At 60.1% G+C, this 24531-nt stretch carries 20 protein-coding genes; 14 read left to right on the forward strand and 6 right to left on the reverse strand.

Going from position 1 to position 24531, the window contains the following annotated elements; genetic code table 11:
• The first annotated feature begins 144 nt into the window (after positions 1–144).
• Positions 145–2736 carry a DNA polymerase I gene (gene polA / locus HMPREF3155_RS09480; protein ID WP_246817724.1) on the forward strand — a complete coding sequence of 864 codons (2592 nt, stop codon included), beginning with the start codon at positions 145–147 and terminating at the stop codon, positions 2734–2736.
• Positions 2737–2803: 67 nt separating this feature from the next.
• Here the strand turns inward: polA and HMPREF3155_RS09485 are convergent, their stop codons facing one another.
• Together HMPREF3155_RS09485 and HMPREF3155_RS09490 are read right to left on the reverse strand one after the other, a co-directional pair.
• A complete protein-coding gene (locus HMPREF3155_RS09485) occupies positions 2804–3259 on the reverse strand; it encodes an RDD family protein (RefSeq protein WP_210385660.1) in 456 nt (151 codons plus the stop codon).
• Between the two features lie 30 nt (positions 3260–3289).
• A complete protein-coding gene (locus HMPREF3155_RS09490; RefSeq protein WP_070433177.1) occupies positions 3290–4027 on the reverse strand; it encodes a class I SAM-dependent methyltransferase in 738 nt (245 codons plus the stop codon).
• Positions 4028–4267: 240 nt separating this feature from the next.
• On the opposite strand from HMPREF3155_RS09490, the gene rpsA reads away from it, so the two are divergent.
• From rpsA to HMPREF3155_RS09515, 5 genes are all read left to right on the forward strand, one after another.
• Positions 4268–5728 carry a 30S ribosomal protein S1 gene (gene rpsA, locus HMPREF3155_RS09495; protein WP_062038914.1) on the forward strand — a complete coding sequence of 487 codons (1461 nt, stop codon included), beginning with the start codon at positions 4268–4270 and terminating at the stop codon, positions 5726–5728.
• Positions 5729–5808: 80 nt separating this feature from the next.
• Positions 5809–6408 (forward strand): dephospho-CoA kinase, encoded by a 600-nt coding sequence (gene coaE / locus HMPREF3155_RS09500; protein WP_070433178.1) that lies wholly within the window; start codon positions 5809–5811, stop codon positions 6406–6408.
• Positions 6409–6477: 69 nt separating this feature from the next.
• A complete protein-coding gene (locus tag HMPREF3155_RS09505) occupies positions 6478–6840 on the forward strand; it encodes a DUF4259 domain-containing protein (protein ID WP_096336802.1) in 363 nt (120 codons plus the stop codon).
• 18 nt (positions 6841–6858) lie between these two features.
• The gene (gene uvrB, locus HMPREF3155_RS09510; RefSeq protein ID WP_062038921.1) at positions 6859–8952 is read left to right on the forward strand and encodes an excinuclease ABC subunit UvrB; all 2094 of its coding nucleotides are present in this window, start codon (positions 6859–6861) and stop codon (positions 8950–8952) included.
• Between the two features lie 191 nt (positions 8953–9143).
• Positions 9144–9584 carry a universal stress protein gene (locus HMPREF3155_RS09515; RefSeq protein ID WP_061922687.1) on the forward strand — a complete coding sequence of 147 codons (441 nt, stop codon included), beginning with the start codon at positions 9144–9146 and terminating at the stop codon, positions 9582–9584.
• A 65-nt stretch (positions 9585–9649) separates the two neighbouring features.
• Here HMPREF3155_RS09515 and HMPREF3155_RS09520 read toward each other — a convergent pair whose 3' ends face one another.
• The 4 genes from HMPREF3155_RS09520 to HMPREF3155_RS09535 form a co-directional block, all read right to left on the reverse strand.
• Entirely contained in the window at positions 9650–10714 is a 1065-nt protein-coding gene (locus tag HMPREF3155_RS09520; RefSeq protein ID WP_070433179.1) for an App1 family protein, read from the reverse strand.
• Between the two features lie 10 nt (positions 10715–10724).
• Positions 10725–12956 carry a HelD family protein gene (locus HMPREF3155_RS09525; RefSeq protein ID WP_070433180.1) on the reverse strand — a complete coding sequence of 744 codons (2232 nt, stop codon included), beginning with the start codon at positions 12954–12956 and terminating at the stop codon, positions 10725–10727.
• 87 nt (positions 12957–13043) lie between these two features.
• A complete protein-coding gene (locus tag HMPREF3155_RS09530) occupies positions 13044–13961 on the reverse strand; it encodes a DoxX family protein (protein WP_062038930.1) in 918 nt (305 codons plus the stop codon).
• Positions 13962–14088: 127 nt separating this feature from the next.
• On the reverse strand, positions 14089–14691 hold the full coding sequence (locus tag HMPREF3155_RS09535) for an MBL fold metallo-hydrolase (RefSeq protein WP_061922676.1): 603 nt from the start codon (positions 14689–14691) through the stop codon (positions 14089–14091).
• Positions 14692–14803: 112 nt separating this feature from the next.
• On the opposite strand from HMPREF3155_RS09535, the gene uvrA reads away from it, so the two are divergent.
• The 8 genes from uvrA to pheT all read left to right on the forward strand — a co-directional run bounded on the left by uvrA (position 14804) and on the right by pheT (position 24453).
• Positions 14804–17641 (forward strand): excinuclease ABC subunit UvrA, encoded by a 2838-nt coding sequence (gene uvrA / locus HMPREF3155_RS09540; protein ID WP_070433181.1) that lies wholly within the window; start codon positions 14804–14806, stop codon positions 17639–17641.
• 304 nt (positions 17642–17945) lie between these two features.
• Positions 17946–18467, forward strand: coding sequence for a translation initiation factor IF-3 (gene infC / locus HMPREF3155_RS09545; RefSeq protein WP_082778602.1), 522 nt, complete (start codon positions 17946–17948; stop codon positions 18465–18467).
• A 36-nt stretch (positions 18468–18503) separates the two neighbouring features.
• Entirely contained in the window at positions 18504–18698 is a 195-nt protein-coding gene (rpmI, locus tag HMPREF3155_RS09550) for a 50S ribosomal protein L35 (RefSeq protein ID WP_046646844.1), read from the forward strand.
• Between the two features lie 54 nt (positions 18699–18752).
• A complete protein-coding gene (gene rplT, locus HMPREF3155_RS09555) occupies positions 18753–19136 on the forward strand; it encodes a 50S ribosomal protein L20 (protein ID WP_061922666.1) in 384 nt (127 codons plus the stop codon).
• 236 nt (positions 19137–19372) lie between these two features.
• Positions 19373–19804: a TM2 domain-containing protein gene (locus HMPREF3155_RS09560; RefSeq protein ID WP_070433182.1), complete on the forward strand. Its 432-nt coding sequence runs from the start codon at positions 19373–19375 to the stop codon at positions 19802–19804.
• A 150-nt stretch (positions 19805–19954) separates the two neighbouring features.
• Complete coding sequence (locus tag HMPREF3155_RS09565; protein ID WP_061922657.1) at positions 19955–20755, forward strand: TrmH family RNA methyltransferase; 801 nt, start codon at positions 19955–19957, stop codon at positions 20753–20755.
• Between the two features lie 86 nt (positions 20756–20841).
• Positions 20842–21888, forward strand: a complete 1047-nt coding sequence (gene pheS, locus HMPREF3155_RS09570) for a phenylalanine--tRNA ligase subunit alpha (protein ID WP_070433183.1) — start codon at positions 20842–20844, stop codon at positions 21886–21888.
• 36 nt (positions 21889–21924) lie between these two features.
• On the forward strand, positions 21925–24453 hold the full coding sequence (gene pheT, locus HMPREF3155_RS09575; RefSeq protein WP_070433184.1) for a phenylalanine--tRNA ligase subunit beta: 2529 nt from the start codon (positions 21925–21927) through the stop codon (positions 24451–24453).
• The last annotated feature ends 78 nt before the right edge of the window (positions 24454–24531 follow it).

Genomic DNA, 24531 nt, shown 5'->3' on the forward strand with positions numbered 1-24531 from the left:
GTTGACTGGAAAGCAGTTTAGCGCAGCCGGGCGAGCAATTACTAATTAGGTGGGGGTAAAGGCTCTATGATGGGGCGAGTGACTTCTTCGACAAAACACAATAAGACCACCAAACCGCGCCTTTTGCTTATCGACGGCCACTCTATGGCCTTCCGCGCTTTTTATGCGCTGCCGGCAGAAAACTTCGCCACTTCCGGCGGCCAGCACACGAATGCGGTGTATGGATTTTTGTCCATGCTCTCCAACATCGTCGCCGAGGAGAAGCCGGAGTTCGTGGGCGTGGCTTTCGACGTCGGGCGCAAGACCTTCCGTACCGAGATGTTCCCGGAGTACAAGGCCCAGCGCGAGGCCGCGCCTGAGGAGTTCCGCGGCCAGGTAGAGCTCATCCGCGAGGTGCTCGGAACCCTGGGCATCACCACGCTATCCCGCGAGAACTTCGAGGCCGATGACATCGTGGCCACGCTGGCTACCCAGGCCGATAACTATGAAACCCTCATCGTTACCGGCGACCGCGACTACCTGCAGCTGGTCAACGAGGACACCACCGTGTTGTATCCCATGCGTGGAGTTTCCACCCTGCATCGCTTTACCCCGGCCGCGGTGGAGGAGAAGTACGGTCTGACTCCGCAGCAGTATCCGGATTTTGCGGCCCTGCGCGGCGATCCTTCCGATAACCTGCCGAGCGTTCCCAAGGTGGGCGAGAAGACGGCCACCAAGTGGATCCTCCAATACGGCACCCTCGAGGGTCTTATCGAGCACGCCGCGGAAATCAAGGGCGTGGCCGGCCAGAACTTCCGCGATCGCATCGAGCAGGTACGCATGAACCGCAAACTTACGCAGATGATCACGGACATGGATTTGGAGATCGGTCCAGACGATCTGGCATTCCAAGGCGCGACCGTTAGCGAGGTGGCCGAGAAGTTCGACGAGCTCGAGTTCGGCACCAATCTCCGCGAGCGCGTGCTGGAGGCCATCCCGAACGACGGCGGTGGGGCGCCGGCCGTGGAGGAGGCGCCGACGCAGGAGATTAAGGTCGTCGACAAGCCTTTGGCCCAGTGGTTGGAGGGCAAGGAGCACGTCGCGGTCTTCGTCACTGGTGACTCCCGCCCGGGCCAGGGCGATGCCAGCGCGCTCGCGCTTGTCGACGCCGACTTTGAAGGCATGCAGGTCGAACTTGGCGAATTGAGCGCGGAGGATGACGCCGCGCTCGCCGCCTGGCTTTCTTCTTCTGCGCCGAAGTATTTTCATGAGGCCAAGGCCGCTTTCCATATGCTGGCAGGCCGCGGCATCGAGCTGCGTGGCATCGCGCACGATACCGCGATCGCTGCCTACCTGCTGCGCCCAGGCCAGCGCACCTATGACCTGCCGGATGTCTATCAACGCCACCTGAAAAAGACTCTCGCCCAGGCCAGCGACCAGCTCTCGCTGCTGGATGATTCTTCCCTGGTGGAGCAGGCGGGTGCCATCATGGAGCTGGCCGCGGCGCTTACTAAGCAGCTGCAGGATATCGATTCCTTCGAGCTTTATGCCGACTTGGAGCTGCCGCTCGTGAGCATCCTCGCGCGCATGGAGGCCACCGGTATCGCCGTGGACGTGGAGATTCTAGAAACCCAGCGCGATGCCTTCATCGAGCAGGTTGCCGAGCAGGAGCGCGCTGCCCGCGAGCTGGCTGGCGACGAGACGCTGAACTTGAACTCGCCAAAGCAGCTGCAGACCGTGCTCTTCGAGACCTTCGAGATGCCGAAGACGAAGAAGACTAAGACGGGCTATTCCACCGCGGCCAAGGAGATTGAGCAGCTGGCGGTCAACCACCCGCACCCGTTCCTCGATCATCTGCTTGCCCACCGCGAGTACCAGAAGATGAAGACCACCCTGGAAGGCCTCATTAAGACCGTGCAGCCGGACGGTCGCATCCACACCACCTTCAACCAGACGGTGGCTTCCACGGGTCGACTTTCCTCCACCGAGCCGAACCTGCAGAACATCCCAGTGCGCACGGAGGCAGGGCGCCAGATTCGCTCTGCGTTCATCGTGGGCGCGGAGTTCGAGACCTTGATGACGGCCGATTATTCCCAGATTGAGATGCGCGTGATGGCGCACCTGTCTGAGGATCCAGGGCTTATCGAGGCCTATCGCGAGGGCGAGGATCTGCACAACTACGTCGGCTCGAAGGTCTTCGACGTGCCGGTCGATGAGGTGACCTCGGAGCTACGCCGCCGTGTCAAGGCGATGTCTTATGGTCTAGTCTATGGGCTTTCCGCGTTTGGCTTGTCCCAGCAGCTGGGCATCCCGGCCCGCGAGGCCAAGGAGATCATGGAAAGCTATTTCGAGCGTTTCGGTGGCGTGAAGCGCTACCTCGACAACGTCGTTGAGCAAGCCCGCAAGGATGGCTACACCGCGACCGTCTTCGGGCGCCGTCGCTACCTGCCGGAGCTGAACTCCGATAATCGCCTCGCGCGTGAGAATGCCGAACGTGCAGCGCTGAACGCTCCGATTCAGGGCACGGCTGCGGACATCATCAAGGTCGCCATGATTCGCGTGGATAGGGCGCTTGAGGGCATGCGCTCCCGCGTGCTGCTGCAGGTCCACGACGAGCTTGTGGTGGAAGTCGCCCCAGGCGAGGCTGATGCGGTCCGCGAGATTCTAGAACGCGAGATGGATTCGGCCATCGAGCTCAACGTCCCGCTCGAGGTCTCCGCCGGTGCCGGTAAGGATTGGGATGCCGCAGCGCACTAAGGCCCGCGCACGCCTGGTAGCCCAGGGCATCGAGGACCACGGTATCCCGGCCTACGCGAAGGCGAAGTTAGAAAGGCAGTGGGCGGCGCTCGACTAGGCAATTAGCCAGCAGGTCGAAGGGCGTTTGGCCCGTTGCCAAAACCGATATTCCCAGCACGCCGAGAACTACTGCCTCCACGTGTGGCACGCCGGTTAAAGAGATGAGCGTGAGAAGAATCCAGCTATTGCGCAGCGCGGCCGACCACCAGCCGGGCTTGTCAGTGATGACGTGCAGCTGCAGCGACCATTTGCCCAGCGAGGTGCGCTTGCGTGCCTCACAGATAACGCGGTAGAGGTAGAACACGCCGGCAAGGGCCGCGATGTCGTAGATGGCGGCGGCGTGGCCGGTGATGGGGGCGTCGAAAAGCGCGTTGATGGTCCACCGCACCACCATGATGATGGCGGCGGCGAGGAAGGCATCAATCCACCACGCCACGACGCGGCGGAGGGTGATGCCCAGGCGCTCTTTAACCAAAAAATCCATGCGCTATAGATTACTCATAGTCGATTGCTACTAAACGGCGGTGCAGATAAAAATGATGCTGCCGGGGAAGATTTCGCCGCGCTCGCGCGACCACTGGCCCCAGGTGATGTCGAGGTCTTGCGGCCACTCCGGCTCGAGGACGTCCTCGATGAGAAAACCGCCGCGGGTTTGTAGCGCGCGCACCCAGTCGCCGAGTGTGCGGTGGAACTCCGCGTAGCTCAAGTTGCCATCAGTGTCGTGCTCTAAGTAGGCGCGGTCGAAGTAGGAGAGCTCAGCGGTGAGGTTTAGCGGGTCATCGGGGAAAATCCAGCGCATCGGGTGAGTAGCGGAGATGACCAAGCGCCCGCCCGGGCGCAACACGCGGCGGACCTCGGTCAGCGCCGCGTCTAAGTCAGCAATAAAAGGGAAAGCGCCGAAAGCGGAAAAGGCGATGTCGAAGGACTCGTCGGCATAGGGCAGCGCTAGGGCATCTGCCTGTACTAGCGGCAGGCCGCTCGGCGCGTGGGAGAGCATGCCGCGTGAGATATCGAAGCCGGTGGCAAAGCCCGCCTTATCCTGCAACCACGCGGTACAAGGTGCTGAACCACAGCCAATCTCGAGCACGCGCGCGGCGGCGAGGAAGGCGGCGTCGCCAAGCAGGTGTGCGTCAGCCTCGTGCAGCATCTCCGGGCACCAATAAAAGGAGGAAAGATATTCCGGATGCGCGGCATGATAGGCCGCGGCATCGTTGTCCCAAAAGGATTGGTTTGCGCGAGAGGGAGTCTGCATGGATGAAGTCCTTGTGAAAAATTGAAGTATTTGCCGTTTTAACTGCGCGGATGTAGTATTGCACGGGCGTGTCTATGCCGTGGGTTGTCTGAGGCTTCCGTAGGAGGGCTTTATACATCGTCACGGCGGGATCGGAATCCATCCTAAACTATCGCTATCTTGCCTGTTTAGAGACGCTTTTCGAGAGACGCGTAACTGTCCATTTACGATCTCCTACATCAACTCGGAGCATTTCTACATATGCCAACTTCTAACACCCCTCAGGTTGCGATCAACGACATCGGAACCGCTGAGGACTTCCTCGCTGCCGTTGACGCCACCATCAAGTACTTCAACGATGGTGACATCGTCGAGGGCACCGTGGTCAAGGTTGACCACGACGAGGTCCTGCTCGACATCGGATACAAGACCGAAGGCGTCATCCCATCCCGCGAGCTGTCCATCAAGCACGACGTCGACCCAGATGAGGTCGTCGAGGTCGGCGATCAGATCGACGCACTCGTTCTCACCAAGGAGGACAAGGAAGGCCGTCTGATCCTGTCCAAGAAGCGCGCACAGTACGAGCGTGCTTGGGGCGCAGTCGAGGAGCTGCACGCCAAGGAAGAGCCAGTTACCGGTACCGTTATCGAGGTTGTCAAGGGTGGCCTCATCCTGGACATCGGCCTGCGTGGCTTCCTGCCTGCTTCCCTCGTCGAGATGCGTCGCGTCCGCGACCTGGAGCCGTACATCGGCCAGGAGCTGGAAGCAAAGATCATCGAGTTGGACAAGCAGCGTAACAACGTTGTTCTGTCCCGCCGTGCATTCCTCGAGCAGACCCAGTCTGAGGTTCGCTCCGAGTTCCTGCACCAGCTGCAGAAGGGCCAGGTCCGCAAGGGCGTTGTTTCCTCCATCGTCAACTTCGGCGCATTCGTCGACCTCGGCGGTGTCGACGGCCTGGTTCACGTTTCCGAGCTGTCCTGGAAGCACATCGATCACCCATCTGAGGTCGTCACCGTCGGTGACGAGGTCACCGTTGAGGTTCTCGACGTTGATCTCGACCGCGAGCGCGTCTCCCTGTCCCTGAAGGCTACCCAGGAAGATCCGTGGCGCGTATTCGCCCGCACCCACGCTGTGGGCCAGATCGTCCCGGGCAAGGTCACCAAGCTCGTTCCGTTCGGCGCATTCGTTCGCGTCGAAGAGGGCATCGAGGGCCTGGTTCACATCTCCGAGCTGGCTCAGCGCCACGTCGAGGTTCCGGACCAGGTTGTCACCGTTGGCCAGGAAGTCATGGTCAAGGTCATCGACATCGATCTCGAGCGTCGTCGTATCTCCCTGTCCGTTAAGCAGGCAGACGAGGACTACACCGAAGAGTTCGATCCGTCCAAGTACGGCATGGCTGACTCCTACGACGAGCAGGGCAACTACGTCTTCCCAGAGGGCTTCGACCCAGAGACCAACGAGTGGCTCGAGGGCTACGACGAGCAGCGTCAGGCTTGGGAGGCACGCTACGCAGAGTCCGAGCGTCGCTTCAACCTGCACACCGCTCAGATCGAGCGCAACCGTGCCGCAGCCGCTGAGGCTGCAGAGGCTAACGAGTCCTCCAACTACTCCTCCGAGTCCAACGATGCAGCTCCGGCATCCGAGGCTTCGGCTGAGGTTGGCGGCTCCCTGGCTTCCGACGAGCAGCTTGCTGCTCTGCGCGACAAGCTCGCTGGCAACTAATCCCAGCTAGCTCATAAAGGCCGCATCCTCCGTTTGCTTCCAAACGCGGGGTGCGGCCTTTTCGCGTACCCTGGCCAATTATGAAACTGATTGGTTTAACCGGTGGCATAGGAAGCGGCAAGTCCACCGTGGCCGAGCTTCTGGCAGAACGCGGCTGGAACGTGGTCGACGCAGATCAGATTGCGCGCGACATCGTCGAGCCGGGCCAGCCCGCCCTAGCGGAGCTGGCAGAATCGTTCGGTTCCGATATCCTCCAGGCGGACGGCAGCTTGAATCGAGGCTTGTTGGCACAGCGCGCGTTTGGCGACGCCGCCTCTACCGCGCGCCTCAACGAAATCACCCACCCGCGCATTGCGGCCGAGACCGAATCCCGGTTCGCGCATGCCCGCAAACGCGGTGAAGCTTTTACCGTCTATGACATGCCCTTGTTGGTGGACAAAGGCCTGCACCACGGCATGGACTATACGGTCGTGGTCGACGTCGCTGTTAAGGAGCGCGTGCGCCGCCTCGTCGAGTTCCGAGGTTTGGACGAGGAAGACGCGCGGCGTCGGATAGCGGCACAGATCCCGGATGAGGAGCGCCTGGCCGCAGCGGATTTCGTCATCGACAACAACGGTGCGCGCGAGGCGTTGGTGCCGCAAGTAGAGCGACTGGTGGTGGCCCTCGACGCGAAAATTTAAATTTTGTAGCGATGAATGTTAACGCTGCGCTTTAGCTACGTTCACTTTCCTTTCCTATTGTTCCAATCTATGGGAACGTGGGATGTAGGACCTTTCGACAATCACGCGGCGTGCGACCTGCTCGCCGCCATTCGTGATGGCTCCTTCGATTTCGAACGTTTCAAGCGCATGTGCGCCGCCCCGCAACTCGACGTCGACGAGGCCGAGATGGTCATTGCCCTTGGTATGTTGGCCAAGATCTCACCTGAACATTTGCCTCAGGGTGTCAGCGCAGAAAGCATCAACGCGCTCTACAAGCCGCAGTCGCGGGCGTGGTTACGCAAGCAGATTAACGCCACCCTCGACCCGGATACCTCTTCCGTGTACGCACTGTGGGAACCCACCGGCGAGCTAGAGACGTGGATTATGGCTGTGCGCGCCGCGTTGCCCTAAAACGCTAGACTTGCGGGCATGGCATTTGCAGCGGAACATCCAATTTTGCCGGTCTCTGAGCATCGCCCAGTGAGCGAGGTGGAGCGTCGCTCCGCCGAATTCAAGGTGGAATCAGAGTTTGAACCCTCCGGAGACCAGCCCTCCGCCATCGCGGAGCTAGACGCGCGCCTGCGCCGTGGCGAAAGCGATGTCGTGCTCATGGGCGCTACCGGTACCGGTAAGTCGGCAACGGCGGCCTGGCTGATTGAGCAACAGCAGCGCCCCACGCTGGTTATGGCGCCGAACAAGACCCTGGCGGCACAGCTTGCGAACGAGCTGCGCCAGCTCCTGCCGCATAACGCCGTGGAGTACTTCGTCTCTTACTACGACTACTACCAGCCCGAGGCCTATATCGCGCAGACCGATACCTACATCGAGAAGGATTCCTCCATCAATGAGGACGTCGAGCGGCTGCGTCACTCTGCCACTTCGTCGCTGCTGTCCCGCCGCGACGTCGTCGTAGTTTCCTCCGTTTCGTGCATTTACGGTTTGGGTACCCCGCAGTCCTACCTGGACCGCTCGGTGGTCATTGAGGAAGGCGAGGAGATCGACCGCGATCGCTTCCTGCGCCTTTTGGTAGATATCCAATACGAGCGCAACGACGTCGGCTTTACCCGCGGTACCTTCCGTGTCAAGGGCGATACCGTGGATATTATTCCGGCATATGAGGAGCGTGCGGTGCGCATTGAGTTCTTCGGCGACGATGTCGATGAGCTTTACTACATCCACCCGCTGACCGGTGACGTCTTAGAACGCGTCGACGAGGTGCGCATCTTCCCGGCGACGCACTACGTGGCGGGGCCGGAGCGCATGGCCAAGGCCGTGGAAGACATCAAGGCGGAACTGGCTGAGCGCCTGGAGGATCTAGAAAATCGCGGCAAGCTGCTCGAAGCCCAGCGCCTGCGCATGCGCACCGAGTATGACCTCGAGATGATCGAGCAGGTGGGCTTTTGCTCAGGCATCGAGAATTACTCCCGCCATATCGACGGCCGCCCGGCAGGTTCTGCGCCGGCCACGCTGCTGGATTACTTCCCGCAGGACTTCCTGACCATCATCGACGAGTCCCACGTGACGGTTCCGCAGATCGGCGGCATGTTTGAAGGCGATATGTCGCGCAAGCGCAACCTCGTGGAGTTTGGCTTCCGCCTTCCTTCGGCCACGGATAACCGCCCGCTGACCTTTGACGAGTTCGAAGAGCGCGTGGGCCAGACCGTCTATATGTCTGCTACTCCGGGCAACTACGAGCTGACTGCCTCCCAGGGCGAGTATGTCGAGCAGGTCATTCGCCCAACCGGCCTGATCGACCCAAAGGTGACGGTCAAGCCCACCAAGGGGCAGATCGACGATCTCATCGACGAGATCCGCACCCGTACCGCAAAGCAGGAACGCGTGCTCGTTACCACCTTGACCAAGCGCATGGCCGAGGACCTCACCGACTATCTCTTAGAACACGGCGTCAAGGTCCGTTACCTGCATTCGGATATCGACACCCTACAGCGCGTGGAGTTGCTGCGTCAGTTGCGCCTTGGTGAATACGACGTCCTCGTGGGCATCAACCTTCTGCGCGAGGGCCTTGACCTTCCGGAGGTCTCTCTGGTGGCCATCCTGGACGCGGATAAGGAGGGCTTCCTGCGCTCGACTACCTCGCTCATCCAGACTATCGGCCGTGCGGCTCGAAATGTCTCGGGCGAGGTCATCATGTACGCGGACAAAATCACCGAGTCCATGCAAGAGGCCATTGATGAGACCGAGCGCCGCCGTGAAAAGCAGATTGCCTATAACAAGGAACACGGTATCGACCCGCAGCCGCTGCGCAAGAAGATTGCGGACATCTTGGACCAGGTCTACGAATCCGATGGGGAAGAGCAGGACTCCGCCGACCCAGCGGCGATGGTGGACAAACCCGACGTCTCGAGCATGGCTGCCGACGAAGTGCAAAAGCTTATCGACGACCTCACCGCCCAAATGGGGGCTGCGGCCCGCGAGTTGAAGTTCGAATTGGCGGGTCGTTTGCGTGACGAAATTGCCGATTTGAAGAAGGAAATGCGTGGCCTGAAAGAGGCGGGAATCTAGCGTGCTGCGGTGACGACAAACGGCGCCAAAAGTGAGAAAAACAGCACTTTCCATTCGGGGTATAAAATGCCACGTTGCGCAACGGACAGGTCACAAAGTTGTTAAACTTACGTTTGCGCCTTTATAAGGATTAGCAATTTGCACATTCTGCATCATCATTTGGGGTATAAGGCCCCTGAAGAAAGGTCATCATGAGCGATTACAAGAAGATCGTGGTCGGCACTGACGGTTCCAAGTCCTCCCTCCTGGCAGTGGAGCGCGCCGCTAAGATCGCCGCCGCATTCGATGCAACTCTTATCATCGGTTGCGCTTATTACGAGAACCAGGAGCAGGCTTCCAAGACCCTGCGCCAAGATTCCGTGACCATTCTGGGTGACCAGAAGGCAGAGGCTAACCTCACCACCGGCAAGGAGCACGCTGAGAAGTTCGGTGCCACCAAGGTAGAGACCGCCGTCCGCCCGGGCACCCCGGTCCAGGCTCTGATGTCCATCGTTAATGACAATCAGGCTGAGCTGCTCGTCGTTGGTAACCGCGGCATCAACTCCCTGACCGGCCGCCTGCTGGGGTCCGTACCGGCTGACGTCGCTCGCCAGTCTGACTGCGACGTCATGATTGTTCACACCGTGAGCTAATATCTTGCTTTAAAAAGCCCAGTCAGATTCCCTCGCGGGGAATCTGACTGGGCTTTTCGCTTGTGCTACTCGACGTCGTCGGTCTCCGGTGCGTCCTTTGCAAAGGCCCCAGCCTCAAGCTCCGCCGAAATCTTGTGCATCTGTGCGGCGAGCTCCGAGCCGTCCCCGCCCTGGATGAGGGGGATGCTAAACGAGCCTTCCTCGTTGGCGTCGGCAAGCGGGCCCAGTGAACCGTGGGAGAGCAACTGCTCCTGTGGCGAAAGGTTGCGGATGGCCACCGCGGCCACGCGGTCTGGGTGCTCGTTCGCGGCATCACCATAGGTGAGCGGATCGTGCTGGCCATCGTCACCGATGAGCAGCCACTTCATCCATGGGAAAGCGATAAAGAGGTTACGCAGCTGCACGCGCTTGTGCTCTTGACCGCTGCGGAAAAGCCCGGTGGGGGTAGGGCCCCAGTCAGTCAGTAGGAGTGGACCACGCGGGAAGCCGTTGTGCTCCATGAAGCTGACCAAGGTGTCGTAGGTATTCCACGCGCCGGTGGACAGGTAGATGAAAGGCATCTCCGGGTGCTGTTCTTGCAACTGCTGATAGAAGCGCGCCATGCCTTCAACCGGCTGGCGGGTGTTGGTGCGCTTGACCCACGAGTTCCATGCCGCAGTCATCGCACGCGGCAGCCAGGTCACCATGACGGTGTCATCGATATCGCTGACGACGCCCAGTGGGGAGTCCTCAGACACGATGAGCACCTCGGAGGTAATGGGCTCGGCGCCGTCTGCCTCGATGACTACCTCGTGCCAGCCGGCACCTAGGCCATGCTCGTGGACCAAGATATCGATATAGCCGTTGTAATTGGTCCGGCCGTGGACGGTCTTGCCATTGACCGTGACACGGACGTCGAGGTTGTTTACCTGAATCGTGAAAAACTGACGGTAACCGCGCTGCGCCCATGTCTCGGTGGCCTCGGCCGCTGGATCGTGCATGAGCACGCGGCCCAAGACGTGGACGAATTCCGTGTTGCCGTATCCGGCATAACCCGTAAGTTCCGGCGTCCAGCCTTTGCGGGTGGTGCGCTCTAGCGCCGCCTTATTTGTGGCGCGTTCAATTTTGCGTGCGATGTCAGATAAAGCCATGCCCACCAGACTAGTGGAAAGTCTCTTGGAAGCGGCCGGCCAAGGTCAGCGTCTGTGTCGCACGCGTGAGCGCAACGTAGAGATTTTGCAGGCCCTGTGGCGAGGCGGCCACGATGGCATCAGGGTCAACGACCACCACGTGGTCGAATTCGAGCCCCTTGATCTCCTCGACGTTCTCGCGCGTGATGACGGCGTTCAATCGCCCGTCGGCATCGGTGACAGTCCCCGGTGCGTGCGTTGCTGGCTGCGCGGTGAAGACGACTTCCGCGCCGTCGCGGACCGCCACGGCGGGAGCTGCCTCGGGGTTAATGAGCTCGAGGAGGGAATTGGCCAGCTCGGTAATCGGCTGCGGCGTGCGGTAGTTCACGGTCAGCTTGTGGTGGCGGAAGCGCTGGGCCACGAAGGGCTCAAGCGTTTCGGCCCAATCGTCTACGCCAGCGGGCGCTCCGGTTTGCGCGGTATCGCCCACGAGCGTCATCCAGCGCGAAGGGCTGCGGCGAAAGAGCATGCGCCATTCCATCGGACTTAATTCCTGGGCCTCGTCGACGATGATGTGGCCGTAGGCCCACGTGTAGTCTTCCTGGGCACGTTGCGCGGTGGTGCGGTTATCGCGCACCTCCTGGCGGCGGGCAAGGGTCTCAGCGTCGATGACGTCGTGTGCAGACAGGATCTCGGCGTCGAACATGTCATCGTCGTTGTCTGTGGAATCGGAGGAGGACAAGATGTCGAGCGCGTCTTCGGCGTCGGCAACTTGCTCGCGCCAGGCCTGATCCGCGGCAGCCTTTTCCTCCTCTGGATTCGGCATGCCGATGAGTACCGCGAGCTCGTCGAGGAGCGCGGCGTCGGAAGGCGCCCACGCGTCGCCCTGCACGCGGTACAGGCCGTCGCGGGTCTCGGCGTCGTAGTCCGGTGCCGCGGCGTCGATAAGCGCACGCGAAGATAGCAAATCCGCCAGTACTGCGCGCGGGTCCAGGGTAGGCCAGAACTCGTCGATGAGCTCGCGCACTTGTGGTTCCTCCGCCAGGTCATCGTGGAGCTGGTCGATGTCCGCGCGCGAAAGCAGGTTCTTGCCACCTAGCGGGTCGGCACCAATCTTTTCAGCCATCTGCTGGGCGAGTGACTCCGTGAGATGCTCGGCGAAGGCCGCCTGCGCGTCATTGTGCGGCTTGCGCGAACGACGCGCGCGGGTGCGGGCCGCCTTAATCATCGCGGGGTCGACGGTCAGCTCCAAGTGCTCCGCGCGAATGCGGCGCGGGCCTGCAGGAAGCGTCTGGTTGTTCTTCACCGCGGCTGCGAGAATTTCCACCATCGCCTCCGAGCCTTTGATTTCGCGCGCGGCCAAAGACTCTTGGTGGGTGGGGCGAACGCCGGGGAAGAGCTCACCGATGGTGGAAAGAACCACGCCGGTTTCACCCAGTTCTGGAAGGACGCGCGAGATGTAGTCAAGGAAGGTGGAATTAGGCCCGACGATGAGCACACCCGTGGCCGCCAGCTGCTCGCGATGGGTGTAGAGGAGATAGGCCACGCGGTGCAAAGCGACTGCGGTCTTGCCCGTCCCGGGACCACCTTCGACCACGAGTACGCCGCGGGTGCTATCGCGGATGATCTCGTCTTGCTCGCGCTGAATGGTCTCCACGATGGATTCCATGTGGCCGGTGCGAGCACGCTGCAACGCGTGATAGAGCGCGGACTCACTGGCGACGCCCGCGGTCTCGTCCGCCGCGCCAGCACCGGAGAGGACTTCATCGTTGATATCAGTTACGGTTCGGCCCTTGGTACGGATGTGGCGGCGGACCGTAACGCCCTCTGGCTGCGCAGTGGTGGCCAGGTAGAAAGGACGTGCCATCGGCGCGCGCCAGTCCAGCAGGAGAGTGCGGTAATTCTCTTCGCGGGCATCCAGGCCCATCCTGCCGATGTAGCGGCGGTCTAGGCCTTCTGCGGTGGGATTATCGCCTGGGGCATCGATATCGATGCGGCCGAAGACGAGGCCTAGCTGCGCGAGATTTAGACGGTCCAGCTTGGCTTGCAGGCCGTGGTACTCCGTTTCACGGCGGACTAGGGCATCCGCATCAGGCGTGTGCGGGTCCACTGCGGCCTGCACCTCGTTGAGGCGTTCGTTGGCTTGGGCGACCTCGTGGTCCAGCCTTGAAAAGAGGCTGTCAACGTAGGCCTGCTCAGCGGCAATCTCCTGTGCTACCTGCTCGTTCTGCGGGTGATTTGGGCTATGTTCTGGGGAGGCCACGACGGTTAATACACCTCAATGCGCGAAGAGATTGATAAAAACGACAACGGCCCAGCATACCTTGCTGGGCCGTTGGAGGTTAAAGGCTTAGTTCAGGCGGTCACCGAACTTGTTGATTGCCTTGTCGAGCTTCTTGGAAGCTTCCTTCTGCAGCTTCTCAGCGCGCTTGGAGGCCTTCTTGGCAGCACGCTTGTTGGCCTTGGTATCAACCTGTGCGCGAGCGAAGTCAGCGCGCTCCTGAGCCTTGGAAGCTGCCTTCACAGCTTTTTTGCGAGCCAGCTCAGCGTTTTCCTGGGCGGTGGACAGCCAGTCATCCTTGTTGTCATCGATGAAGCTCTTTGCCTGCTCGGCGCTGTCCTCGATGAAGGAGCGAGCGGAATCTACCAGGTCCTTGCCGGTTGCCTGCCAGTCATCCTTGTTGTCATCGACGTATTCCTTAGCGCCCTCGAACCAATCGCTGGCCTTGGTGGAGAACTCATCGGCGCGGTCGGAGAGGTTATCAGCGAACTTCTGCTGCTCGGACTTGGTCGGCAGAGCCTTCTGGATCTTCTTGTTGGTGCGCTCTGCGGACTTGGATGCGCGCCATGCCAGGGAAGGCTTACCCTCGGTGTCCTGGGTAGCGATGAACAGTGCGCCAAGCAGAGCGGTGTTGGTAATGAAACCGTTGCGGCGATTGTTCTTCTCCTCAGAATCCTCTGCCTCCCAAAAAGCGTTGCGGCCGAGGAGATTAGGCAGGGTAGAAAGCGCCAACACTGCTGCGGAGGTGCGCGGTGCCTTGCCCAGCGCCAGGGTGGAGCCGGCGCCGACCTTCAGGCCGCCGACTGCGCGGGCAGCCAGCTCTGGGTCGTTCGGGATGTAACCGGCGTACTGTGCCGGGACAACCTTGCGCAGACGCTGCAGAACGGACTCGGTCTCGGCTACGTGGTCGGAGGCGTTACGCAGGGTATCGACGCCGTCCCAGACAAAAACAGAAGCCAGCATAGGGCGAGCAAACTTACGAATCACTTGTTACTCCATTCGTTGAGATTCATTGAGTAAAGTAATGAACTTCTCACCAGTGTACGGAAAACGCCGACCGCTGTGGGTGGAAACCGTGCTTATCCACCCACCACTTGGTGTACAAAGGTCGCATCTACCAGCGGCGCTGCCACCATTCAGCAAGTTTTGGACGCTCCTCACCCAAAGTGGTGGATTTGCCGTGGCCGGGTCGCACGATGGCGGAATCTGGGTAGACATCGAAGATGCGCTCGTTGACGTCTTTATAAAGGCGTACAAAGTCACCTTCCGAATCGGTGCGGCCCACACCGCCGGGGAAGAGGCTGTCGCCCACGAAGAGATTCGTGGTCCCATCGATATCGACGGCGATGGCGACGCCGCCTGGGGTATGGCCGCGCAAAATAATCGCCGGGAATTCGTGGCCTGCGAAAGTCAGTGTGTCTCCCTGCTTCAACTCGACGTCGACAGGCGCCGGCATCGCAGGGGAGTCGAGGAAGGAGGCGTAGTGGGTAGCGCCGGTAGCTTTGATTACTTCCTTAGTGGCGCGGACATGGTCCCAGTGGCGGTGGGTAGTAAGCACGGCGCTAATGCGGACGCCGTTTTCCTTGGCCAAGTTGAGGAGTGCGGGAGCGTCATCCGCGGCGTCGACAAGCAGTGCTTCTTCCCCGGCACAGATGAGGTAGCAGTTGTTGTCCATCTCGGACACGGAAATACTTTTGAGCTTTAGTGCGTTATTCATGTGTCCAACCCTACGGGTAGATTTCGAGATAGACATTTTTCACTGGTCTGGCTGCTTATCCCCAACAGAACCTAGGATGGGCGCGAAGCTAGGCTGACAAAGGAGGCAATAAGTGGCTGATCGTTTGGTCGTACGCGGTGCTCGCGAGCACAATCTCAAGGGCGTCGATATCGACCTGCCGCGCGACAAGATGGTGGTCTTTACCGGCCTTTCCGGTTCCGGTAAATCATCGTTGGCTTTTGATACTATCTTCGCGGAAGGCCAGCGGCGTTATGTTGAATCGCTGAGCTCCTACGCCCGCATGTTCCTAGGTCAGATGGACAAGCCTGACGTCGAATTCATTGATGGCCTTTCTCCCGCGGTCTCAATTGACCAGAAGTCCACCAACCACAACCCGCGTTCTACGGTGGGCACCATCACGGAGATCTACGACTATCTGCGCCTTTTATTCTCCCGCGCGGGCACGCCGCATTGCCCGAAGTGCGACGCCGTGATTGAGCGTCAGACCCCGCAGCAAATCGTGGACACAGTGCTTGAACTCGAGGAAAAGCTAAAGTTCCAGGTCCTGGCTCCCGTGGTGCGACACCGCAAGGGCGAGTTTGTGGATCTCTTTGCCGATCTTGCATCTCAGGGTTTCTCCCGCGTGCGGGTTGATGGCGAGGTTTATCAATTAACTGAGCCGCCGACGCTGAAGAAGCAGATCAAGCACGATATTGACGTGGTGGTGGACCGTTTGCAGGTCAAGGCCTCACAGAAGCAGCGTCTGACCGATTCTGTCGAAACTGCGCTCCGCCTGTCAGACGGTCTCGTTACCCTCGACTTCATCGATCGCCCCGAGCTCACTCATACCTACTCGGAGAAGGCCGCCTGCCCCAATGGTCACACCCTAACCATCGAGGAATACGAGCCGCGTGCGTTTTCCTTCAATGCGCCTTTCGGCTCCTGTCCAGAATGTGACGGTCTAGGTACCCGACTTGAGGTCGACGTAGATCTGCTGATTCCGGATCCTGACGCTCCAGCAGTCGACGCCATCCAGCCGTGGCATTCCAGCCCGAATTCGCGCTACTTCGTCAAACTCGTCGAGGGCCTTGGTAAGACGTTGGGCTTTGATCCGCAGACTCCGGTTTCACAGCTGACAAAGCAGCAGCGCGATGCGCTGATTTATGGCACCGACGTGGAAGTAAACGTGCGCTATAAGAACCGCTACGGCAGGCAGCGCAACTGGACCGCTCCCTTTGAGGGTGCGATCGGCTTCTTGGAGCGCAAGCTTGAGCAGGCCGATTCCGAGTCGCAGAAGGACCGCTTGCTGCAGTACACCCGCCGGGTGGCTTGCAATACCTGTAATGGCACGCGCCTGCGCCCGGAGATCTTGGCTGTGCGGCTTGCCTCCACCGCGCACGGCGAGAAGTCCATTGCGGGGCTGTCCGCGCTGTCTATCGAAGAGGCCGCGGAATTCCTCGACTCGCTCGTACTGGGGCACCGCGAGGAAATCATCGCTGGCGCCGTATTGAAGGAGATTCAGGCCCGCCTGCGATTCCTACTCGACGTGGGTCTGAATTACCTCACCTTGGATCGTGGCGCTTCCACGCTTTCTGGTGGTGAGGCGCAGCGCATCCGCCTGGCAACCCAGATTGGTTCGGGTCTGGCTGGCGTGCTGTATGTGCTGGATGAGCCTTCCATTGGTCTGCACCAGCGCGACAATCAGCGTCTCATCGCTACTTTGAAGCGCCTCCGTGACATCGGCAATACGTTGATTGTGGTTGAGCACGATGAAGACACCATCCGCGAGGCCGACTGGCTTGTTGATGTTGGCCCGCGCGCCGGCGAGTACGGCGGCGAGGTTGTCTATCAAGGCGAGCCCGCCGGCATCATGGGTAAGGAAGAATCGCTTACGGGTCAGTATCTGTCTGGCAAGCGTGTGCTGGCGGTGCCGGATAAGCGTCGTGAGATTGACCCTGAACGCAAGCTCAAGGTAGTCGGCGCTCGGGAAAACAACTTGAAGGGCATCGACGTTGAAATCCCGCTAGGCGTGCTTTGCTGCATCACCGGTGTATCGGGTTCCGGCAAGTCCACGGTGGTGAACCAGATTCTGGCCAAGACTCTGTCTAACAAGCTCAACCGTGCGCGCCAGGTGCCAGGCCGCGCCAAGCGCGTCGAGGGCGTCGAGCACCTCGACAAGCTGGTGCAGGTGGACCAGAGCCCGATCGGCCGTACCCCGCGTTCCAACCCGGCTACCTACACCGGTGTATTCGACAAGATCCGCAACCTCTTTGCGGAGACCCAAGAGGCAAAAGTGCGCGGATACAAGCCAGGCCGTTTCTCCTTTAACGTCAAGGGTGGTCGCTGCGAGGCTTGCCAGGGTGACGGCACGTTGAAGATCGAGATGAACTTCCTGCCGGACGTTTATGTCCCGTGTGAGGTCTGTGAGGGTGCGCGCTATAACCGTGAAACCCTGGAGGTACTCTACAAGGGCAAGAACATCGCTGAGGTCCTCAACATGCCTATCTCCGAGGCTGCCGAGTTTTTCGAGCCGATTACCTCGATTCATCGTTACCTGGCCACGCTTGTCGACGTCGGACTGGGTTATGTTCGCCTGGGTCAAGCGGCCACCACGCTGTCTGGCGGCGAGGCGCAGCGCGTAAAGCTTGCTGCTGAGCTGCAAAAACGCACCAAGGGGCGTACCGTCTACATTCTGGACGAGCCAACCACGGGCCTGCACTTCGAGGACATTCGCAAGCTCATGCTGGTTATCCAAGGGCTGGTGGACAAGGGCAACTCGGTTCTTATCATCGAGCACAACCTTGACGTGATTAAGGCCGCTGACTGGATCGTTGACATGGGCCCCGAAGGCGGAAATGGCGGCGGTCGCGTCGTAGCCGAGGGCACTCCAGAAGATGTCGCAAAGGTGGAAGGTTCCTATACAGGTCAGTTCCTGAAGGAGCTCCTGTAGTCACCTCTGGCAGTGAGCGCGTAATTAGTTGCGCGTGGCGATTTGGCTCTGCGTGAAGTGGGGGTTATACTAATCAGCACTACCGCCCGTAGGGCCTTCTCCAGGAGGTCACGGGTCACAAGCGGAGTTTCTCCCACCTGAAGCCGCGAATCTCTTTGGTTCGAAGGATAAAGGTAAAAGGGTTGAGGTTAATACCTCGGCATTTTTGTGAGAACTCCCGGCTGCCTTATGGCAGACCGGGTTTTTCGTTTGTGGTCTCGGTAGGCACATCACTAACCCACCCCCTTAATCGAGGAGAACCACAATCAGCGCTGAAGCTCGCATCAATGAGCGCATCCGAGTACCCGAGGTCCGTCTAGTTGGCCCCGGTGGTGAACAGGTGGGCATCGTCCGTACTGATGATGCTCGCAAGCTTGCATATGAAGCAGACCTTGATCTTGTTGAGGTTGCGCCTAATGCAAAGCCGCCCGTAGCCAAGATCATGGACTACGGAAAGTTTAAGTACGAGCAGGCTCAGAAGGCTCGCGAAGCCCGCAAGAACCAACAGCAGACTGTGGTCAAGGAACAGAAGTTCCGTCCGAAGATCGATGATCACGATTATGAGACCAAGAAGGGCAACGTGGTGCGCTTCCTGGAGAAGGGTTCCAAGGTCAAGGTAACCATCATGTTCCGTGGCCGCGAGCAGTCGCGTCCGGAGCTTGGTTTCCGCCTGTTGGAGCGCCTCGCCGAGGATGTCGCTGAGTACGGCTCCGTCGAGTCCCGCCCCAAGCAGGATGGTCGCAACATGACCATGGTTCTGGGACCCGTCCGCAAGGGCAAGAAGTAGACCAAACTCCACTTAGGATTTAAGGACTTAATTCTCATGAAGCAGAAGACCCACAAGGGCACCGCCAAGCGCATCAAGGTGACCGGTTCCGGCAAGCTGCGCCGTGAGCAGGCTGGCCGCCGCCACCTGCTGGAGGGCAAGCCATCCAAGCAGACCCGTCGTCTCAAGGGCACCAAGGACGTTGCACCTTCCGACGTCAAGCGCGTAAAGCGCCTGCTCGGCCGCTCCTAATTAGCGCCGAATCAACCCACTTACTAGACCCACACAAGATAAGGAAGTAATACTGTGGCACGAGTAAAGCGCTCAGTTAACGCTAAGAAGAAGCGTCGCGCGATTCTGAAGTCCGCTAAGGGCTACCGCGGCCAGCGTTCCCGCCTGTACCGTAAGGCTAAGGAGCAGTGGCTGCACTCCATGACTTACGCTTACCGCGATCGTCGCGCCCGTAAGTCTGAGTTCCGTAAGTTGTGGATCCAGCGCATCAACGCCGCTGCCCGCATGAACGACATCACCTACAACCGCCTCATCCACGGCCTGCGCCTGGCTGAGATCGAGGTTGACCGCAAGATCCTCGCTGAGCTCGCAGTCAACGACTTCGAGGCATTCTCCGCACTGTGCGAGGCAGCCAAGGCTGCTCTGCCGGAGGACATCAACGCTCCGAAGGCTGCCTAGTTAAATAGGTATGCGCAAAGCGTATTACTTTTAAAGCTCCCGCTACTACTTTCCGTCAAATATCGTGTGAAAGGATAGGGGGAGCTTTTATGTATTTGGGGATTTTTCCCCAGTTATCTATACCCATCTAGGAAGTCGCAGTTAGCTCGTGCTAATTTGTCTGTGACACACGGCGCGGACTTTTCCGGCGTGTACTCCTTTTCTTTCATCTTTTGCCCATTTCTCAGGAGCCTTCTATGACCTATCCAAACAACGGAAACCCTCAAGGCTACGGCAACCAGCCGCAGAACCCGTTTGGACAGCAGCCGCAGCAGTTCAACAACAACGCCCCTGCGCCTGCTCCATACCAGGGCGGTCAGCCACAGTACGGCCAGGCCTACCCAGTTCAGCAGTACCCAGCAGGCGTCGAGCAGAAGTCCTGGGTTGCAGCGATGCTGCTGGCTTTCTTCTTCGGCTACTTGGGCGCGCACAACTTCTACTTGGGCAAGACCAACCGCGGTATCGCACAGCTGATTACGTTCGCGGTTTCCGCTGTGACCCTCGTCGTGTTCATCGGCTTTTTTATCGGTGGCGCTCTCTCGATCTGGGCGTTCGTCGAGTTCATCATGATCATCGCTGGTGCCGGCGGCTACGACCGCGATGGCCGCGGTATCCCGCTGCGTCGCTAAGCGTTTGCTCACTTAAGCCCGCGCTCTAATACTCGCCCACTACGGCTTTTGCTGTGGTGGGTTTGGTGGTTTTCTGGGGCTTTTGGTGCTTTTGGGGTGTGGCTTAATCCTTTTGGTGTGTGGGGCGTATGCGCTGCTAGATTTGGGGCTATGGAATTGGACTTTGAATCTGCTTTTACTGAGAGAACCCCGCGCATCGTTAATGCGGTCAAGCTGCACCGCGCGGCTAATAGGCGCAAGGCCAAGCAGTTCATCATTGAGGGCGAAAATGCGGTGGACGCGGCAGTGTCCACCGGTGCCGCAACCGATGTCTTCGTCACCGAGAAGGCAGCCGAGCGTTTCGCAGACATCGTCACCGCTGCCGGCTACATGGATGTCTACGTCCATCCCATCACGGATAAAGCAGCGCGCCACATGTCTGATACCGCAAGCACCACCGGGCTATTTGCCCTCTGCAAGCCGGTGCTGTGGTCAGTGGGCAAGATTCTCAACGCCAAACCACGTCTGGTCTCGGTTCCGGTCTTGACCTCGGAGCCAGGCAACGCGGGTACCTTGATCAGGACTTCTGACGCCATGGGCGCCGATGGCGTCATCTTCGCCGGCGAGACCGTGGATCCCCTAGGCTGCAAGGTGGCGCGTTCCTCAGCAGGTTCGCTCTTCCACGTTCCCGTTGCGCGCGACCCTAACATCAAGGACGTCCTAGGCCAGTTGCGCAAGTCTGGTATGCAGATTCTTGCCACCGCAGCCGACGGCGAGGTCGACCTTGCGGAGGCAGATCTCAGCCAGCCCACCGCGTGGCTATTCGGCAACGAGGCACACGGGCTGGGGGAGCTGCTCGACGAGGCAGACATGCGCGTGCGCATCCCGATCTTGGGCCGCGCGGAGTCGCTGAATCTCGCCACCGCCGCTTCTATCTGTCTTTACGAATCTGCGAAGTCTCATAGCCGCTAGCTGGTGCCCCTGCTGGCTTCTTGTGACGGTCACTACGGTATGATTAGCGCCGTTAGTTTTCGCGCAAGAAGAAGGTTTCAAGGCACGTGTCCGACACATCTCAGATCGAATTGACCGAAGCCGCGCTGGGCGCGGCTGCCGATTCCGCCATAGCCGCATTTGACGCTGCTACAAGCCTCGATGAGCTGGCTGCCGCTCGCCGCGAGCACTTGGGCGAGCAGGGCTATATCCCACAGGCACGCACCATGCTTGGCAGCCTGCCAAAGGACCAGCGCAAAGACGCAGGCAAGAACGTCAACATGGCGCGCGGGCGCGTCGAAAAGCGCTTTGCCCAGGTCCAGCAGCAGCTGGAAGCAGAGGCACGGAAGGCGCAGCTGGCGGCAGAGACCGTCGACGTGACCATCCCGACCACCCGCAACCAGACCGGTGCGCTTCACCCAATCACCGCGCTTTCGGAGCGCATTGCTGACATCTTTGTTGGCATGGGCTGGGAGATCGCCGAGGGGCCTGAGGTTGAGGCTGAGTACTTTAACTTCGACGCACTGAACTTCAAGCCTGACCACCCGGCACGTACCCTGCAGGATACCTTCCACGTGGGTAAGGAAGATTCGCGACAGGTTCTGCGCACGCACACCTCACCGGTGCAGGTACGCACCATGTTGGACCGCGATGTTCCGCTCTACATTGCTTGCCCGGGCCGTGTCTTCCGTACCGACGAGCTCGATGCCACCCACACTCCAGTCTTTCACCAGGTCGAAGGCCTGGCAGTGGACAAGGGGCTTACCATGGCACACCTGCGCGGCACTCTGGATCACCTGGCGAAGGTGCTGTTTGGTCCAGAGACCAAGACGCGCATGCGCACTAACTACTTCCCATTCACCGAGCCTTCCGCTGAGGTTGACGTCTGGTTCCCGAACAAGAAGGGCGGCGCCGGTTGGATCGAGTGGGGCGGCTGCGGCATGGTCAACCCGAACGTCCTGCGCGCAGTAGGCGTTGACCCGGAGGAATACACCGGATTCGCTTTCGGCATGGGCCTAGAGCGCACCCTGCAGTTCCGCAACGGCCTGACCGATATGCGCGACATGGTCGAGGGCGACGTTCGTTTCACCCTGCCGTTCGGCGTCCAGGCATAACCGTTTACCCCGCAATTAGGAAGGAATCTAGACACAATGCTTATTTCCCAGAGCTGGGTAACCAGGTTGCTTGGCGCGAAAAATCTCGGCTGGTCAGCCACCCCGGAAGAACTTGACGCTGGTTTCGTTCGCGTCGGCTTTGAGACCGAGGGCTACGAGGGCCTGCCAGAAATCACCGGCCCGCTCGTTATCGGCCACGTTGACTCCTTCGAGGAGCTCGAGGGCTTCAAGAAGCCAATCCGTTATTGCCAGATCAATGTCGGCGACGCTAACGGCACCGGCGAGCTCCAAGGCATTATTTGTGGTGCGCGCAACTTCCGCTTGGGGGACTACGTCGTAGTCTCCCTGCCAGGTGCTGAGCTGCCAGGCGGCTTCAAGATCTCCGCACGTGAGACCTACGGCAAGATCTCTGCGGGCATGATGTGCTCCGCGGCCGAGTTGGGCATCGCTGAGAAGTCCGATGGAATCATCACCTTGGGCGAGGAGTTCGCGGACAAAGTCGGCCAGGATGCCCGTCCGTTCTTGGGGCTGGACGATACTGTCTTCGACGTCAACATCACTCCGGACCGTGGCTACGCGCTTTCCCTGCGCGGCCTCGGCAGCGAGGTTGCTTCGGCCTTCGGCCTCGATTACGCGTGCCCGGCGCAGGACCCTTCCGTTGCTGGCATCGATGTCAGCGCCGTGCCGGAGGCTAGTGGCTCACTCATCAATGTTGAGCTGCGCGAGGAGACCAAGGCACAGCGCTTTGGCCTGCGGAAGGTCACTGGCATTGACCCGACCGCGCGCACTCCGTTCTGGATGGAGCGCGAGCTCATGCTGGCAGGCCAACGCCCTGTTAACCCAGCAACCGACGTAACCAACTACGTCATGCTGCTGCTCGGCCAGCCGATGCACGCTTTCGACGCCGATCAGATTTCTGGCGACCTTGTTGTACGTAACGCGCAGGCAGGGGAGAAGTTCGAGACCCTTGACCACGTTGAGCGCACCCTGGACGCCGAAGACGTAGTTATCTGCGACGACAACGGTATCCAGTCCCTGGCCGGCGTGATGGGCGGAACGAGCTCGGAGATTACCGAGGGCGAAAACGGCACCACCAACGTCTACTTCGAGGCCGCAAACTGGGATTCCATCACCGTGGCTCGCACCTCGCGCCGCCACAAACTGTCTTCTGAGGCATCCCGCCGCTTCGAGCGAGGCGTAGATCCGGCCATCGTTGAGGTCGCACTCGACGTCGCCTGTGCACTGCTCGTGCAGATCGCTGGCGGAACCATCGAAGCCGGCCGCACCCTGGTCGGCGAGGTCGCTCGTCCGCAGCAGATCACCATGCGCGCTACCAAGCCGAGCGAGTACGCCGGTGTTGAATACTGCGGTGAGACCATCGTGAACCGTCTCCAAGAGGTCGGCTGCGAGGTTGAGGAGTCCGGTGACAACCTGCTGGTTACCCCGGCTACCTGGCGCACCGACATCACCATGGACGTTGATCTCATCGAGGAGGTCCTGCGTCTGGAGGGCTTGGAAGATATCCCGACCATCCTGCCGACCCCATTTGGTGGCCGTGGTCTGACCCCGGCTCAGAAGCGTCGCCGCGCTATCGGTCACGGCCTGGCATATGCAGGCTACGCTGAGGTGCTGCCTTCGCCGTTCATCGCCAACAACACTTTCGATGTCTGGGGCCTGGAAGGCGATGACGAGCGCCGCAAGACCGTTTCCGTGCAGAACCCGCTCGAGTCAGACAAGGCGATTCTGAGCACCACCTTGCTGCCGAACATGCTCGAAGCAGTTGCACGCAACGTTGCTCGTGGCCGTAACGACCTCGCGTTGTACGGCCTGCAGCAGGTTTCCTTCAAGCGTGCGGACGCTTCCGAGATGCCTTCCGTTGCGCAGCGTCCTAGCGACGCTACAGTGCAGCAGCTGCGCGACTCCCTTCCGCATCAGCCGCTGCACGTGGCTACCGTTGCTACCGGCAACGTCGAGCACGAGGGCCCATGGGGCAAGGGTCGCGCCTACACCTACGCCGATGCCATTGAGTCTGCGCGCCTGGTCGCTCGCGCGGCCGGCGTAGAGATCGAGGTAGAGGCTGCCTCCGAGCTGCCGTGGCACCCGGGCCGTTGTGCAGCGATCAAGGCTGTCGTCGATGGTGAAAGCGTCGTCGTGGGCCATGCAGGCGAGCTGCATCCAGAGATCCTCGAGGCACTGAACCTGCCGGCACGCACCTGCGCGATGGAGATGGATGTAAACGCGCTACCTACTGAGGAGATGTTCCCGGCTCCGGTTCTGTCTGCATTCCCGGCACTGCACCAAGACATCGCGTTGGTAGTCGACGAAGACACTCCTGCTGAGTCCGTGCGTAAGGTCGTGGAAGAAGGCGCCGGCGAACTGCTCGAGGGCGTTGAGCTTTTCGACGTCTTCCGCGGTGAGCAGCTGGGTGAGAGCAAGAAGTCACTCGCCTTCCAGCTGATCTTCCGCGCCTCTGACCGCACGCTGACTGACGAGGAGGCCAACGAACACCGTCTGGCTGCAGCGAAGTTGGCCGAGCAGCGTTTGGGTGCGCAGATGCGCGCTTAAGCTCGGTTCAGCTGCCGAACTCTAGCTCGTCGTAAAAGGGCCGCGCAGATCACCTTTTCTATGGGGTGGCTGCGCGGC

Source organism: Corynebacterium sp. HMSC06D04, from assembly GCF_001807315.1.
In the GTDB taxonomy this organism is placed as follows: domain Bacteria; phylum Actinomycetota; class Actinomycetes; order Mycobacteriales; family Mycobacteriaceae; genus Corynebacterium; species Corynebacterium simulans.